Source organism: Candidatus Avedoeria danica, from assembly GCA_016703025.1.
Classification (GTDB): Bacteria; Chloroflexota; Anaerolineae; order Epilineales; family Epilineaceae; genus Avedoeria; species Avedoeria danica.
In genome coordinates this window covers 112,505-127,355 of sequence record JADJCV010000004.1, presented here as the reverse complement: position 1 = coordinate 127,355, position 14,851 = coordinate 112,505, and the positions used below count along the sequence as shown (strand labels likewise).

At 70.8% G+C, this 14,851-nt stretch carries 11 protein-coding genes and 3 pseudogenes; 8 read left to right on the top strand and 6 right to left on the bottom strand.

The window, feature by feature from the left end:
• Positions 1-4 precede the first annotated feature (4 nt).
• Positions 5-1,033, bottom strand: coding sequence for a methionyl-tRNA formyltransferase (locus IPG72_04090; protein ID MBK6768202.1), 1,029 nt, complete (start codon positions 1,031-1,033; stop codon positions 5-7).
• A 175-nt stretch (positions 1,034-1,208) separates the two neighbouring features.
• Here IPG72_04090 and IPG72_04085 point away from each other — a divergent pair, with 175 nt between their 5' ends.
• Positions 1,209-2,537, top strand: coding sequence for a peptidoglycan DD-metalloendopeptidase family protein (locus IPG72_04085; GenBank protein ID MBK6768201.1), 1,329 nt, complete (start codon positions 1,209-1,211; stop codon positions 2,535-2,537).
• Between the two features lie 32 nt (positions 2,538-2,569).
• Here the strand turns inward: IPG72_04085 and IPG72_04080 are convergent, their stop codons facing one another.
• The 3 genes from IPG72_04080 to IPG72_04070 form a co-directional block, all read right to left on the bottom strand.
• Positions 2,570-2,959, bottom strand: coding sequence for a type II toxin-antitoxin system VapC family toxin (locus tag IPG72_04080; protein ID MBK6768200.1), 390 nt, complete (start codon positions 2,957-2,959; stop codon positions 2,570-2,572).
• Positions 2,952-3,200, bottom strand: coding sequence for an AbrB/MazE/SpoVT family DNA-binding domain-containing protein (locus tag IPG72_04075; GenBank protein MBK6768199.1), 249 nt, complete (start codon positions 3,198-3,200; stop codon positions 2,952-2,954). Before IPG72_04075 ends, IPG72_04080 begins: the two co-directional genes overlap by 8 nt.
• A 118-nt stretch (positions 3,201-3,318) precedes the next feature.
• The gene (locus IPG72_04070; GenBank protein MBK6768198.1) at positions 3,319-6,036 is read right to left on the bottom strand and encodes an SUMF1/EgtB/PvdO family nonheme iron enzyme; all 2,718 of its coding nucleotides are present in this window, start codon (positions 6,034-6,036) and stop codon (positions 3,319-3,321) included.
• Between the two features lie 1,039 nt (positions 6,037-7,075).
• Here IPG72_04070 and IPG72_04065 point away from each other — a divergent pair.
• The 5 genes and pseudogenes from IPG72_04065 to IPG72_04045 all read left to right on the top strand — a co-directional run bounded on the left by IPG72_04065 (position 7,076) and on the right by IPG72_04045 (position 11,461).
• Positions 7,076-7,801, top strand: coding sequence for a class I SAM-dependent methyltransferase (locus tag IPG72_04065; protein ID MBK6768197.1), 726 nt, complete (start codon positions 7,076-7,078; stop codon positions 7,799-7,801).
• Positions 7,802-7,838: 37 nt separating this feature from the next.
• Positions 7,839-8,360, top strand: a complete 522-nt coding sequence (locus tag IPG72_04060; GenBank protein MBK6768196.1) for a hypothetical protein — start codon at positions 7,839-7,841, stop codon at positions 8,358-8,360.
• A 623-nt stretch (positions 8,361-8,983) separates the two neighbouring features.
• Positions 8,984-9,802, top strand: coding sequence for a methyltransferase domain-containing protein (locus IPG72_04055; protein MBK6768195.1), 819 nt, complete (start codon positions 8,984-8,986; stop codon positions 9,800-9,802).
• Positions 9,803-10,236: 434 nt separating this feature from the next.
• Positions 10,237-10,971 (top strand): annotated as a pseudogene (locus tag IPG72_04050) (SDR family NAD(P)-dependent oxidoreductase).
• Between the two features lie 40 nt (positions 10,972-11,011).
• Positions 11,012-11,461, top strand: coding sequence for an SDR family NAD(P)-dependent oxidoreductase (locus IPG72_04045; protein ID MBK6768194.1), 450 nt, complete (start codon positions 11,012-11,014; stop codon positions 11,459-11,461).
• A 152-nt stretch (positions 11,462-11,613) separates the two neighbouring features.
• Here IPG72_04045 and IPG72_04040 read toward each other — a convergent pair whose 3' ends face one another.
• Complete coding sequence (locus tag IPG72_04040; GenBank protein ID MBK6768193.1) at positions 11,614-11,916, bottom strand: hypothetical protein; 303 nt, start codon at positions 11,914-11,916, stop codon at positions 11,614-11,616.
• 235 nt (positions 11,917-12,151) lie between these two features.
• Between IPG72_04040 and IPG72_04035 the strand changes: the two are divergent.
• Together IPG72_04035 and fabV are read left to right on the top strand one after the other, a co-directional pair.
• Positions 12,152-13,167: pseudogene (locus IPG72_04035) on the top strand (beta-ketoacyl-ACP synthase 3).
• Positions 13,160-14,415, top strand: a pseudogene (gene fabV / locus IPG72_04030) (enoyl-[acyl-carrier-protein] reductase FabV). The pseudogenes IPG72_04035 and fabV overlap by 8 nt, the downstream one beginning before the upstream one ends.
• 148 nt (positions 14,416-14,563) lie before the next feature.
• Here the strand turns inward: fabV and IPG72_04025 are convergent.
• Positions 14,564-14,836 carry a hypothetical protein gene (locus tag IPG72_04025; protein ID MBK6768192.1) on the bottom strand — a complete coding sequence of 91 codons (273 nt, stop codon included), beginning with the start codon at positions 14,834-14,836 and terminating at the stop codon, positions 14,564-14,566.
• Positions 14,837-14,851 lie beyond the last annotated feature (15 nt).

Below are 14,851 nucleotides of genomic sequence, written 5' to 3'. Positions count from 1 at the left end.
CAGCTCATCCGCGCGCGACGACCTCGGGGCGGCCGCGCAGGAAGGCGTCGCCGTCCATCGGTCGCTTGCCGGCCGGCTGGACGGTGCGCAGCCGGAGGCCGCCGTCGGGCGTCGGCAGGACCGGCCAGCCGTCGGTGGTTCGGAGCGCCGACGGGGCGGCGGGCGGTGACACGTCGTCGCCGGCGCGCGATGACCGGACGTCGGCGACAGGCAGCGGCACGACGTCGGCCGCGAGCACCTTCAGCACCGTGCCGTCGGGCAGTTCCAGCCACGCGCCCGGCCACGGATGCATCGCCCGCACCCGCCGCTCCAACCGCAGCGCGCCCTCGGCCGCGTCGAGCCGCCCGTCCTCGCGCGTCAACCGGGGGGCATGCGTCGCCGCGCCGTCGTCCTGCGGCGCGGCGATGGCCGTGCCGGCGAACCAGGCCGGGAGGGTCGCGACGAGAAGGTCGCCGCCAAGCACCGCCAGCCGCTCGGTCAGCTCGCCCGCCGTCTCACGCGCACCGATGGCCGTCGCCGCCATGGCGATCATCGGCCCGGTGTCGAGGCCGGCGTCCATCCGCATGATCGTCACGCCGGTCTCGGCGTCGCCCGCGAGGACGGCGTGCTGGATCGGGGCGGCGCCGCGCCAGCGCGGCAGGAGGGAGGCATGGACGTTCAGCGCGCCGAACGGCGGGCCATCGAGGATCGACGGCGGGAGGAGCAGGCCGTAGGCGGCGACGACGACGAGGTCGGGCGCCAGCGCGGCGAGGGCGGCGACGGCATCGGCGGCGGCGGGACCGCGGCGGAGCGAGGGGGGCTGGTGGATCGTCGGCACGCCCGCCTCGATCGCCCGCTGCTTGACGGGCGAGGCGGCGCCGGCGCGGCCGCGGCCGGCGGGGCGGTCGGGCTGGGTGAAGACCGCGGCGACGTCATACGCGCGGGCGCCGCTGGGGTCGCCCGCGCCGAGGAGGGCGTCGAGGGTGGGGACGGCGAAGGCGGGGGTGCCCATGAAGACGAGGCGGCGGGGGGAGGCTGGGAGGGGGGTGCGCATGGTGGGGCGAGTATACCGTAGCGGGAGGGGCGGGGTTGGGGCTTGCGTTGGGGGGGGGGCCGTACAATCGGCCGCCGGTGGGGCGATGCTTGCCGTTCGGCAGGCCCTCACCCCCCGACCCCCTCCCCCAAGTTTGGGGGAGGGGGAGGCCGCGGAGTCGAGCGAGGAAACAAGGGTGCTTCGTTGTCCTGTGGTTTCGTCGCCGCGCATTGTTCCGCGCGCCGGCTTTGGGCGCGTCTTCCTGGTCGGCACCTGTACCGTTGCCCTCGCCGGCTGCCGCTTCGCCACCCCCACCGCCACCCCCGTCCCTACGATCACGCCGACGCCCACCGCGTCCGCGACGTCGACCGCAACCTCGACCCCCACCGCGACCCCGACGCCGACGTTCCCGGCCGACGCCTTCGTCGAGCCGCCGTCGCTGAACATCCGCGGCGGGCCGAACACGCTGCACCCGGTCGTCGGCGCCGTCGGGCAGGGAACGGCGGTGGCCGTCGAAGGGAAGAACGACGACGGCGGATGGCTGGCGGTGCGCTCGCCGGCCGAGACGCGTGGGTGGATCAACGCCGACTTCGTCCGGCTCGTGAAGCCGCTGGATGCCGTCCCGACGCAGCCGACCCCAACGTCGCCGCCGACGCTCACACCGACGCCCGAACCGATGGACCCGACGCAGCCGTTCGTCGTGTCGCCCGCGGCCATCGCCCAGGGCGACCCGGTGCTCGTGCGCGTGCGGGCGGAGGGCGCCGGCAAGGTGCTGGCCGTGCTGGCGGACGTCGAGACCGAGCTGATCCGCATCGACGGCGCGACGTTCGCCGGGCTCCTGGCGGCGCCGCCGGACCTGTCGCCCGGACAACAGTCCGTCTTCCTCACGATCATCGACGGCGCGGGCGGATCATCGCCCCAGAGCGTCCTCCTGCCGATCCGCAATGCCGACTACGCCAGCGAGACGATCACGCTCGACACGACGGGCAAGCCGAACCTGGCGGTGACGATCGACCCGGTGGTGCGGGCGGAGGAGCTGGAGCGGATGCGGCCGATCTGGCAGACCGTGTCGCCCGAGCGGCTCTGGCAGGGCGCGTGGCGCACGCCGATGACGACGACGATGCTCTCCTCGCCGTTCGGGACGCGCCGCAACTACAACGACGGCGTGTACAACGGCTTCCACAACGGCGTCGACTTCCGCGCCCGCCCGGGCACGCCGGTGTACGCGCCGGCGCGCGGGCGGGTGGCCGTCGCCGAAACGCAGCGCGTCACCGGCAACACGGTCTGGATCGACCACGGCTGGGGTGTGTACTCCGGGTTCGCACACCTGGAGCGGTGGCTGGTGGACGTCGGGCGGGTGGTCGAGGCGGGCGACGTGATCGGCGCGGTGGGGGGACGGGGGGCGGCGACGGGCCGCACCTGCACTGGGAGGTGCGGGTGCACGGGGTGGCGACGGCGCCGTTGGGGTGGACGCTCAGGGACGTGGGAGCGGTGCCGTAGGGTTGCGGCTCGGGCGAATACATAGTCAACCGGTGGGCTAGCGAACGCAGGTCGTCGCTACCGAATGACCTCGACGGCGACGCCGACGTCCGCGCTCGCCCACGCCCGCTCGGTGGTGATCGCCGGCAGCCCTAGCTCACGAGCCAGCGCCAGGCATACCCGATCGCCCAGGGATAGCCCGAGCGCCTTTGTCGATGGCCGCAGCAAGCCCGCCTCAAACGCGGTCCGTGCGTCGAAGTCACGAACGTCCAGATTGAGACTGTCGATCGACGTCCGGATCGCGGCCGCCGGCATCCCGTGCTCCGCGAGCTTCGCGACGACCTCCGATAGGTTGACGGCGCTTACCGTTGCATCCGGAAGCAGTGCGGCCACCCTCGCTGCGCCGGGTTCCGCCAACAGGAGCGCCAGCAGCGCCGAGGCATCCAATACGACAAGGCGATCACTCATGCGCGGCCTCGACACGGCGATCCGCCAGCAGCTCGTCCGATAGCCTCGTTCCCTCGGGAATGTATTGCCTGACGATCGCCTGAGCACGCCGGATGGCCGCGTTCAGCGACATGATGCGCAGCGCGTCGTCCTCGAGCGTGAGAACCAACTCATCGCCCTGCGCCAAACCTAGCGCCTTGCGGTAGGCGGCAGGGAGGACGATTCGGCCATTCGCGCCGAGTCTTGTCGTAGATTCCGACATGTGTCACCTCATGCCGAGTTTACCACACTACGGACACTATGGCATGACCACGGCGGGACAACACGCCGTTCTCGCGGAAAGACGCACCTCGCCGCTAATCGGAGTTCCTCCGGCTGATCTACGACGTCGGCCGCCGCGGCGGCACGGGGGCAGCGACGGAGCCGCACCTGCATCGGGAGGTGCGGGTGTTGGGGGGTGGCGACGGCGCCGTTGGGGTGGACGAAATCGCCAGGCGAAATCCGACGCCGTAGTAGCGATACGTCGGATGGTACCGGTTGCGATACGCGGGGCGCGCGTCGAGGTGTTCGAGCCCCCCCGACCCGCCACGCACGACGCGCAGGAGCGTCGGTCCCGCCGTTATCGCCTCGCGGCCGTCGTTCGAGTCGTACGGGTATCCGAAGGTCGGCGCATCATCTTGTTCGCCCCACAGGCTTGCCGTCCACTCATACGTGTTCCCGCTTGCGTCCGACACGCCGGCCGGCGAGTCGCCGGACGGAAATACCCCGACAGGCGTCGACCGCTGCACCCGCGTGGCGAGCGTGTTGGCATTCAATCGGTGAAACGCCTCGCCCCACGGGTAGCGCCGACCGTCGCCGCCGCGAGCGGCCGCCTCCCACTCGACCTCGGTCGGCAAGCGGACCGCGCGCCCGCTCTGCGCCGAGAGCCAGGCGCAGTACGCGCGCGCCTCGTACCAGCAGATGCCGACGACCGGCTGGGTCGGCCTGTTCAGCCGTACATCGGCCCAAAAGGCCGGTTCCGTCGCGCGGCGCATCGCCCACCGGTCGGCGAGGGCGGCCTCGAAGGCCGCATCGTCGAGCTGCAGCCAGCCGCGCCAGCGTTCGAGCGCCTCCAAGGATGGAAACCGGCCCTGGGCTTCCATCACGTCGAACAGGCGTGGGTCGTCCAGAAAGCGCGCTCGCCAGCGCCGGTCGTTGCCCTTGGACCCCTCGTTGGCCAGCGCCCCGCGCCGCCAGCGGCGGCCGTCGTCGGTCTCCCACCACCGCTCGTCGTCATATCCGCCGGCCGCCATGAACAGGGACCACTCGGCGTTCGTCACCGGAAACTGACCGATCTGAAACGCGCACACGTCCACCAGATGACGCGGCTCATGCGCTTCGCGGTTGGCGGCCGTTCCGCCGGCGGGCCGCTCGATCGCCTCGTCCTCCCCGATTGGGTACAGCCCGCCATCGACGGCGACGAACGGCGGCCACGCGTAGGTGCCGTACGCCCCCACCCGCCGCTCGAACCGCGGGTCGCCGAGCTCCCCGACCGTATGCCCGCAGTCGATCCGCTCCCGCAGGTCCGCCGCCGGATCCCGGCTGCGGCGCACGAGCGCCCAACGCACGTCATCGATCACCGCATCGCCCAAGCGCCCCCGCACCTCCGGCAGCGCAGCCGCCCGCCCGGCCAGCGCCAGGTTCGTCGCCATCACGCCGCGCACGATCACCTCCGGCGCATCCGCCATCGCGGCGGCGAGGAGTGTCGTCTCCTCCCAGCCGGTGGACGGCAGCGGCGGCAACTCGTCGGCCGGGTCCAGGCCGTCCAGCACGTCGTCGAGGCGCGGCGTGACCGCTTCGGCCCGCCACTCGCGCCGCACCCGTTCCGCGTTCGGCTCGCGCGCCAATCGCCGCGCCGCGAAGTACTCCTGCACGAGCTGATGCCTGAACATCACCTCGTCCGCAGCGCGGTCCTCATCCAGCAGGCCGAGTGCGGCGCCGACCCCGATCACCTCCGCAGCGCATCGGCCCGCCGCGCCGTCGCCGGCGGTGCCGCCTTCGCCGCCCAGCAGCGCCAGCGCCTCCGCGTAGCCGACCCGCACCTGGGACGACGCGCCGTCGATCGCCGCCACCTGGATCACGTAGGCCAGCTCCGCCAGACGGCGGATCAGCGCGCCCTGCCCGGCAGCTCGTAGGGCGTCCGCCAGCCCCGTCCGCCCACGATGCGCGCATAGTCGCGCCCGTCCAGCAGCCCGTTCGGCTCGAGCAGCGGGTTGTGCCGCTCGATCTCGCGCACGAGCGCCCGCCGCACCGCCGCCGTGAACAGCGCCGCCACACCGCCCTCCCACCGCCCCGTGTCCTCCGCCGACTCCACCACCAGCCGCAGGAAGAACGGCCACCCGCAGCGCCCCGAGGACGTTCGTTCCGCGCAGCTGCGCCCACAGTTCGTGCCCATGTCCGGGGCTGTAGCGCCGCAGGAACGCCTCGACCTCGTGGTCGGTCAACGGTTCCACCTGCACTTGCGGCACGCGCAGCGCCGGCGTCGACAACGGCGCAGAATAGTCCAGGCTGCGGCAGGCGATGACCGCCCGATGGCCCGAACCGGGTGTCACGGTCTCCAAGAGAAACTGTCGCCACAGCCCGATCCGCTCCCGATAGTCCGCGGCCGTGCGGTGCGGCATCTCGTTCAGGCCGTCAAGCAGGAACACGATGCCGCGTTCCGCCGCCAGATCGGCGAGCGGCGGCAGCTGCGGGTAGCGCGCGGCCCACCGCTCGGCCAGCCAGTCCTTCGGTGCCGGCAACGCGGCGTCGGGCGCCGCCGAACGGTACTGGTTGAGCGAAACGAAGAACGTGAGCGGCGCGGCCGCATCGATGTCGCCGGGGCCAAGCGCGTCGCGCGACAGGTCGAGTTCGAGGCGCCGGAGCAGCGTGCTCTTGCCGCTGCCGGGCGGCCCAGCAGGACGACCGCCGGCTCGGCAACCATCGCCAGCACGTCGCGCAGATCGGCGAAGTGCTCCTCTCGCGCCTGCCAGCGGCCGGACTGCGCTTCTTCGCCCATGTCCACCAGCAGCGACAGGTCGACGAAGCGGCTGTCGAGACGGTAGCGGGGCAAGCTCCACTCGGCGATGCGCCCGAGGCGGTAGGCGATCAGCTCGGCGGCGGGATAGCGCGCCACCGCCTCGAGCTGCGCCGGGCTGATCCGGACCGACGCGCGGTGCTGACCGATCAGCGCCCGCAGCTCGCCCATGAGCTCGACCACGTCCCGCGGCTGTGCCGCCTCGTCCACCATCACGCGGTCCGTCGACCGCACGCCCGTCGTCGTCTCGAGTTGTCGTGTCGCCTCGACCTCGCTCTGCCACAGGACATCCGTCAGCGCGGCCACGCCGCGCGCCACCCGGTTCTGCACGGTTCGAGCCGCCACCCCGAGCGCGCGCTCGACGGCCCGCACCGGTTGCCGCGTCGGGGACAGGTAGCGCCAGTGCAGGAGCGCCCAGTCCAGGCGGTCGGCGCTGCCGGACTGGAGGTCCTGCCACAGCTGCGCCAGCTCGTCGTCGGGCATGTGCCGCGCCGCCGTCGATGTCGATGCCGCCCCGGCCGACGCGCCGGTCGGCGCGCCGCGCAGGCGCCGGAGCTGTTCATCGACGACGTCCTCGAGACAGCGCCCGAGCGCCCAGGCGCGGCCCTGCCGGGTGTCCGCTAGGTCGTCGGCGCGGAGGCGAAGCGACACGATGTCGAGATGGAGGAGCGGCGAACCGCGCAGCTCGTTGGCGTAGCGCAGGGCGCGCAGGGCCTCGCGGACGGCGTCGGGGGTGATGACGTCGAGGGGCATGGGTGCTCCGCGGCGGGGGCTCTCGGGCCGTCCGGCGATGGGGTCCGTTCGTCGTGCGCATCCGCGTGTCGGGTCCATGGCACCGGCAGGCACGGCGGAGTGCCGCCAGCGGCGGTTCCCGTCCGTTGCCGATTTGTTGCCGAAACACGGTAGCGGTGCCGATTCTACCCGGGTAGCCTGTGATGCAACAAGGCGATGGGTTGTTCAGCGTCGGCGCGTCGGTTGCTCTCCAACCACCCCCTCGCGGTCTGGCCCGTCGCCAGTGGAGCCGGGGCGCTCACCATGATGCGGCGTCACGAGGGAGGACCGGATCGATGGGATCATCGTTCATGCGCACTGAGTCCTTGCTGTGGCGAGTCTACGCCCGGGTGTATCCAACGGTCACTCGATCCTATCCCTACCGCGACATGATGGATGCGGTCGCCGGCAAGATCCCCGCGGGCTCGAAGCTGGTCGACTTGGGTTGCGGGACCGGGGGGCTCCTGCATCACATTGCAGCGCCGGTGAGCTACCTCGGGATCGATCGACAGGCGGAGATGCTCGATCGCGCACGCGAGACCGCGACCCGATCGCGCACGCGACCGGATGCCGCGTGGCGCAGCGCCGAGATCGACTTCCGCAATGCCTCGATCTTCGACCCGATCGATTGGGGCGATCCGGACTGCGTGGTGATCAACAACACCTTCTACACGCTCCCTGACAAGTTGGAAGCCCTGCAGGCGATCCACGCGCAACTGGCTCCCGGCGGCCGGCTCATCCTGTGCGATCCGCGTGGGCAGCCGCGGATGGGGCCGGTGCTGCGCGCGCACTTCGCCGACTACCGAGCGCGGCATGGGGCGATCGCGCTGACGCGACACAGCGTCGGTGTGCTGTGGCGCCTTCTACTCATCGCGCTGATCAATCTCCGGATTCTCGACCGCTATGACTTCGTGGACGAGACGCGAATGCGCGCCCTCATCGCCGGCGCGGGCTTCGATGCCGAGAGCGTCGAGGTTGTCTATGCCGGCCAAAACCAGCTCGTCGTGGCGACCAAGCCGCGGCCCGACGAGTCCTGATCGATCGCCGATGGGACCGGATCGAGGAGTTGCGACCATGAGCCACGGGCAGGCGGGACCCTACGAGATCGAGCTGGCATCCGGGCGGTTGCTCGACGAGGCCATGGACTTCTGCTGCACCGCCTATCGGCGCAAGGGCTATATCGGGGAGCACACGGACAGCCATCCGGATCGCTTTTACGCCATCCGCAAGGACGGCGTGCTCTGCGGGACGATCGGCTTGTACATGCCGAGCCCGAACCGTCCGTGTTTCCCGACGGAGGCGGTCTTCGGCTACAGCCTTGCCCAGGCCGGAGTCGATCCCCATTCGGCCGGCGAAGTTGGGCGTTTCACCGGCGAAGGACAGCTGTTCGCTCCCATCATTTCCTGGTTGGCACTCCACATGCACGCGGATCTCAGGCTGCGACATGCGATCTTTGGCGCCAAGCCTCGGTTGTATCGGGCTCTGATCGGATGGGTATCCCCGTCGACGTTCATCCGGCCGGCGAGCCCGACCTCACGGCCGTACCGAGGGCATTTCGGCCGTACTTCGAGACCCCACCCGAGCCGATCGTCATGACCGTGAGCGTTCCTGAAGCCGTTGGCGTCGCGCGCCAGACATTGAAGCGCATCGAGCACCTTGGGCACCGTTCAGTGGAGCCATTTCCGACGCTGATACGCTGAGGTGCGCGCCCTTTGCGCATTCCGCGGCCACGGTCGGGCCATCTCGGTCGCAGGGCGGCTGCGGGCCCGACGCGGCGACGCGAAACCCGATGCCGTGACCCCTCAACGTTGACCCGATAATGCCTCGAAATGCAGGAGCGCCCATTCCAGGCGGTCAGCGCGGCCGATTGGAGGTCCTGCCGCAGGTGCGCCAGTTCGGTATCGGGCGCATACCGCGCCGCTGCTGATCCGGCGGCGCTTCCAGACCGTTGCCGATTTGTTGCCGAAACACGGTAGCGGTGCCGATTCTACCCGGGTAGCCTGTGATGGAACAAGGCGATGGGTTGTTCAGCATTGGCGTGCCGTGTGCCTTCCAACGCTGGCGCGACGAGGCAAGTCGAGGAGCCCGTTGCCCTGTGGAAGGTCGAGGCCGAGGCATGGCAGGGTCTGCGCACATCCGGCGCATCCCGGCAGCCTGCGGTTCAGCCGCGACCACCTACGTGCCGAACGCACTCAAACGCATGCCCCAAGGAGCCCGCGATGGCCGCCACGACCCTGCCGTATGCCCGCTCGACGCCCCACGACGATGTCGATTGGCATTCGTACGCCGCCGTCTACGACGTCATGGCCGAGCACAACCCGGCCTATCGAGCGCTCGTCGACGGCTACCGCCGATTCCTCGCGGCGCTGCAGCTGCGCGCAGGCGACACGCTCGTCGAGCTCGGCGCCGGCACCGGCAACTACTCGCTGGCGGCGGCCAAGGCGTGGCCGAAGTGTCACGTGGTCCACGTCGACGCCAGCGACGCTATGAATGCCCATGCGATCACGAAGCGCACGGCGCTCGGCCTCGGCAACGTTGAGATTCTCACCGCCGACGTCGATGCGTTCGACCTCCCCGACGAGAGCGTCGCCCTCGTCACGGCGGTCCACTCTCTGTATGCGTTCCGCGACCCTGTCGCCGTGATCGCGAAGTGCTCCCGCTGGCTCAGGCCGGGCGGGCAGATCTTCGCGATCGATCCGGGCGCGCCGATCGACGTCCGCGAGTGGTCGCGCTACGTCTTCCGCGAAGCGTGCCGCTCAAGCGGGGTCGCCACGGCCATCGGGCTGTTCTGGCGCGCGCGCTCGGCCGTTCGCCACAACCAGCGCATCGCCGATGCCTTCAAGGGCGGTACGTACTGGCGCCATGACGCGGCGACGTTCCGCGCCGCGTTCCTGGCCGGCGGCTTCGAGATCGTCGAAGCCGAGACGACGTTCCGCGGGGCGAGCGACCTCATCGTCGGCCGAAAGCCGCTCCGGCCCGTTCGAACCGCGCACGCTGACGATCCGGCGGCGGACGACGCGTTTGAGGCGGCCGTGTAGCCGCATCGCCCGTCCCGGCGCACCGGCCGCCGGACCCACACCAACCTCGGCTTCTTGCAGGTTCTTACAGGGAGACCAACCGACCATGGACACCGACCCCGCAGCCACGATCACCTGACGCTCGAGCCCGCCCTCACCACCGCCGACCGCGAGGCAGTGTTCCACCTGCGCTACCGCGCCTGGCAGGCGGTGGGTGGCATGGCGCCCAACGACGCAGAGCAGGTCCGCGACGCACTTGACGACTCGCCGTTCGCGTACTCGTACATGCTCCGCGACCGGGGCCGTCTGGTCGGCACGGTCCGCAGCAACGTCTACCGGCACGGGCAGCCGGGTCATCACCTTTTCTTGTTCGACTTCTGGCCCACCCTGGAGTTGCCCTGGCTCGCCGACGCCGGCCCGGTTGTCGAGTCATCGCGCCTCGCTGTCGATCCACGATGTTCGGAGTCATACGCCACCTACGTGCTGCGGTTGTTCCGCGCGCACAATGCAAACGCTGCTGCGTATGGCGTGCGCTACGTCGTCTCGGCTGCGCAGCGCCGGCACATTCCGTTTTATCGCCAGCGGCTCAAGATGGAGGCAGTTACCGAGCCGATGCCGGTGCCGGGATTGAACGTCGAGGCGGGAAGTGTGCTTCGACTGGACTACCCCGCGCACATCGGGCAAATCGAGGCCCGATTCCCGGACACCGTACTGTCGAGCGCCGACGCCGCGCGTCTGGTCGTGCCCGATGCAGTCGGCGTCGCAGCCGCGGCAGCCGGCGTTGGGGCGCGGCCGTGAGCGACGCCGCCGACCGGCCGCGCTGCATCGTGATCACCGGTGCATCGTCCGGCCTCGGTCGCGCCCTGGCGCTCGACTTGGCCGTTGCAGGCGATACCGTCATCGGCACGGTGCGCTCAGCGGCCGACGCCGAGCGGCTGCAACGCGACGGAGGCGGCGGCGTGACGCCCATTGTGCTCGACGTGCGGGACCGGGCGGCGGTGGCGCGACTGGCGCGCGACGTCGATGCGATCATCGGCGACCAGCCGCTCGATGCGCTGGTGAACAACGCCGGCGTCGTCGTGGCCGGTCCGCTCGAAGAGCTCGACCTCGACCGTGTCCACGAGGCGTTCGAGGTGAACGTCCTCGGCACGCTGGCCGTGACGCGCGCGCTGCTGCCGCTCCTGCGGCGGGCGCGGCCGTGTCGTCAACGTTGGATCGATCAGCGCCCACGTGCCGGCGCCGTTCCTGGCGCCGTACGCCGCGTCCAAAGCGGCGTTGGGGGCGATGACGCGGGCGCTGCGCTTCGAGCTTGCGCCGACTGGCGTCGATGTCTGCCTCGTCGAGCCCGGCAACCACCGCAGCGAACTCCGCCGCAAAGCCGTCGCCAGCCTCGATGTGACGAGCCCGGTCTACGGGCCGGCGCTGCGCCGCGCCGTCAACCGCGCGGACGGCCGCGCCGCACACGACGCCGACGCCGCCGCGTTCGTTGCCGCGGTCCGGTGCGTGTTGGACTGCCGGCGGTCGCGGGCGGCGTACTTTGTGGGCCGCGACGCCGTCGTGCTGGCGGCGCTGCGGCGGTGGCTGCCGTACGGCGTGTTCGAGGGGATCGTGCGCCGGGTAGCTGGGGGAGCGCCGGCGGATCGGGCGCACACAGGGATCAAGTCCACAGCCGACGTCTAGTTGCCTGCTCCGCTCGGGAGACACGAGGACCTAACCATGCTCATCCGCCCTGCAACCTCCACCGCCGACCTCGATGCCGTCTACCGCCTGACGCACGACGCCTACATTGCCCTCGGCTACTGCGCGCCGCAGCCGGATGGCCGCTTGCGGCACTACACCGACATTGACACGGCCCCGAGAACATGGTCGTCGTGGTTGAGGAGGCCGGCGCCATCGTCGGCACGGTGTCGATCACGCTCGATGGGCCGGCCGGGCTGCCGTCCGAGCAGCGGTTCGGCGGGGCGGTCGATGCAATTCGGGCCGAGGGGACGGTGATTGGCGCGTGCTGGCGGCTCGTCACCGAGCCGGGCCACCGCGCCACCGATGCCGTCCTCATCGAGCTCATGCGGTCGACCGTCACCGTCTTCAGCGGCTTCGGCGTCGACACGGCGCTGCTCAGCCTCGCGCCGCGACACGAGCGCGCCTACAACCGGATCTTCGGCACCGTCACGATCGCACGGACCAGCGATGCCGCGGGCGCCGCGGTCAGCTCGCCGCTCGTGCTCGTGCGTGGATCGGTGGCCGCGGGCATACGCCGGCTGCCGCCCGACGACAACCCGGCGCTGGCCACCTCGTCGCCGAGCGCCGGCAGCTCATCGCGGCGGTCCGGGACGTGGCGGCGTGACGCGGCCGGGCCGCTGCGGCGTCGACATGCGCAAGGTCAGCTCCCGGAACGTGCACATCACGGGCTGGGGCGCACACGTGCCGCCCGGCCTGCTGACGAACGACGACGTCGCGTGCTTCGTGAACACGACGGACGAATGGATTCAGACCCGGACCGGGATCGTCCGGCGCCACATCGCCGCGGAGGACGACCGCACCGAAGGCGCTGGCGGCGGCGGCCGGTGCCGCGGCTCTCCAGCGCGCCGGACTGTTCGCAGAGGACATCGACCTCATCATCTGCGCCAGCAACACGTTCACATCGCTGGTGCCCAACACCGCTTGCGCCGTTCAGCTGGCGCTCGAGCGGATCGGGCCACCGCATTCGACGTCCAGAGCGCATGCACCGGCTTCGTCTATGCGATGTCCGTGGCAACCGCCCTGATCAGCGGCGGACACCATGACCGAGCGCTCGTGATCGGTGCCGAGATCATGACGCGCGTCGTGGACTGGCAGGACCGGACGATGTGCGTGCTGTTTGGGGACGGGGCGGGCGCCGTCGTGATCGAGCGGCGGGACGGACCGGGCGGCGTCCTCACGTTCTCGCTCGGCAGCGATGGCCGGCAGGGCCGCCTCATTCACTTGCCCATCGGGGTCACACCGCAGGCGGCGCACGCGGTTCCGACATCGCCGGCGCCCATTTTGCAGATGGTCGGACCCGAGGTCTTCCGCTTCGCCAGCCGGATCGTCGTCGACGTCACGCACAGCCTGGCGCGGGCGGCCGGCCTGCCGGTCGAGGCCATCGATCTGGTGATCCCGCACCAGGCCAACGCCCGCATCCTGGAGCATGCCGCCAAGCACCTCGGCCTGCCGCCGGAGCGCCTCTACAACTGCGTGGCGCACTCGGCAACACGTCGACCGCCAGCATTCCGCTGGCGCTCGACCACGCCGTGCGGGCGGGCCGTGTCCGGGCCGGTGATCTTGTCGCTCTCGTCGGCTTCGGCGGCGGGTTGAGCTGGGGCGGCTGCCTGGTCGAGTGGACGGCGGAGACGAACTGCGATGCGTGAGCCGCTCGTCTCTCCCCGCATTCGCGGCTTCATCGCCACGAATGCCCATCCCACCGGCTGCGCGCGCAATGTCGAGCGGCAGATCGACCGCGCCCGGCGCGCCCGTGACGGCTGGACCGGCGGCAACGCGCTCATCCTTGGCGCTTCGTCCGGCTACGGGCTGGCGACGCGAATCGTGGCGGCGTTCGGCTACGGGATGAACACGCTTGGTGTGGGCTTCCAACGCCCGGCCAGGTCCGGTCGAACCGCATCGGCGGGCGCTTACAACACCGCGGCCTTCTCGGCGGCAGCGACTGCCGACGGACTGGAGGCCGTCAACGTCAGGGGCGATGCGTTTTCCGGCGAAGTGCTGCGGGAAGCGCTGACGCACCTGAGGGCGCGGCTTGGGACCGTCGACCTCGTCATCTACAGCTTGGCGGCGCTGATGCGAACCGATCCCGTGTCGGGCGTGACCCACCGTTCGGTGCTGAAGACGATCGGCGGACCGGCGACCGAGAAGACGATCAACCTGCGCACCGAGGAGGTCGTGCCGATCGAAGTTCCGAGCGCCAGCGAACGGGAGATCGCCGACACGATCGCCGTCATGGGCGGCAGCGACCTCGAGCGCTGGGTGACGGCGTTGCTCCACACCGGCCTACTCGCCCGCAACGCACGCGTGATCGCCTACTCCTACAGCGGACCGACCTCACGCAACCGTTCTACCTGCGCGGCACGATGGGCCGGGCCAAGGCGGACATGGAGGCCACCTGCCGTCGCCTCGACGCGCGCCTTCGGCCGGCGATCGGCGGACGGTGCTACGCGTCGGTCAACAAGTCGGTCATCACCCAGGCGGCGATGGCGATCCCGATCTTCCCGCTCTACGTGAGCACGACGTACGCCGTGATGAGAGAGCACGGCGTCCACGAGGAGGCCATCGACCAAATCATGCGACTGTTCCGCGATCACCTCGCCCCTGGCGTCGAGCCGACGCTCGACGCCGAAGACCGCATCCGCCTGGACGATCGCGAGCTTGCGGCTGAAATCCAGACCGAGATCGCTGCGCGCTGGCCGCAGCTCGACACCGCGAACCTGTATGCGCTCACGGACTGGGCCGAATGCAGGCAGGCGTTCCGCCAGCTGTTCGGCTTCGACGTGCCGGGGGTCGACTACGCCGTGTCGGTCGAGACGCATGAAACGGTGGGCTCTGGTCTGGCGAGAGCAGCGGGTGACCTGTCGTATCCGACTCTCGCCCGTCATGCCAGTTCCTGATCCCCCGCCAGGGCTCCGAAGACCGCCTACCCTCCCCCCATCAACCCCGCCACCACCCCCAGCAACCGCTCCGGCGGCTCCAGCTTGCACACGAACCCGTCCGCCCCGGCCTGTCGACTCGCGTCGCCGTCGCCGGGGCGGGCGCTGATCACGACCACGCGCAGCCCGGCTGGCCGTCGACGAGCGGGCGCAGCGGATCGTGGCGCGGCAGTCCGGGAAGCGCCCAGTCGACGATGACAAGGCGCGGGAGCACGATGACGAGTCCGGCGAGCAGCGTCGGCGCATCCGCCGCCTCCCCAACGACACGGTGGTCGGCCGCGTGCTCGAGCAGGAGCCGCATCGCCGACCGTACGTTCCGGTCCGCATCCGCCAAGTAGATCCCCACCCGCCCGTCCGATCTCTCAGCCGCATGATCCGACATCGGCCGAATCCGCAG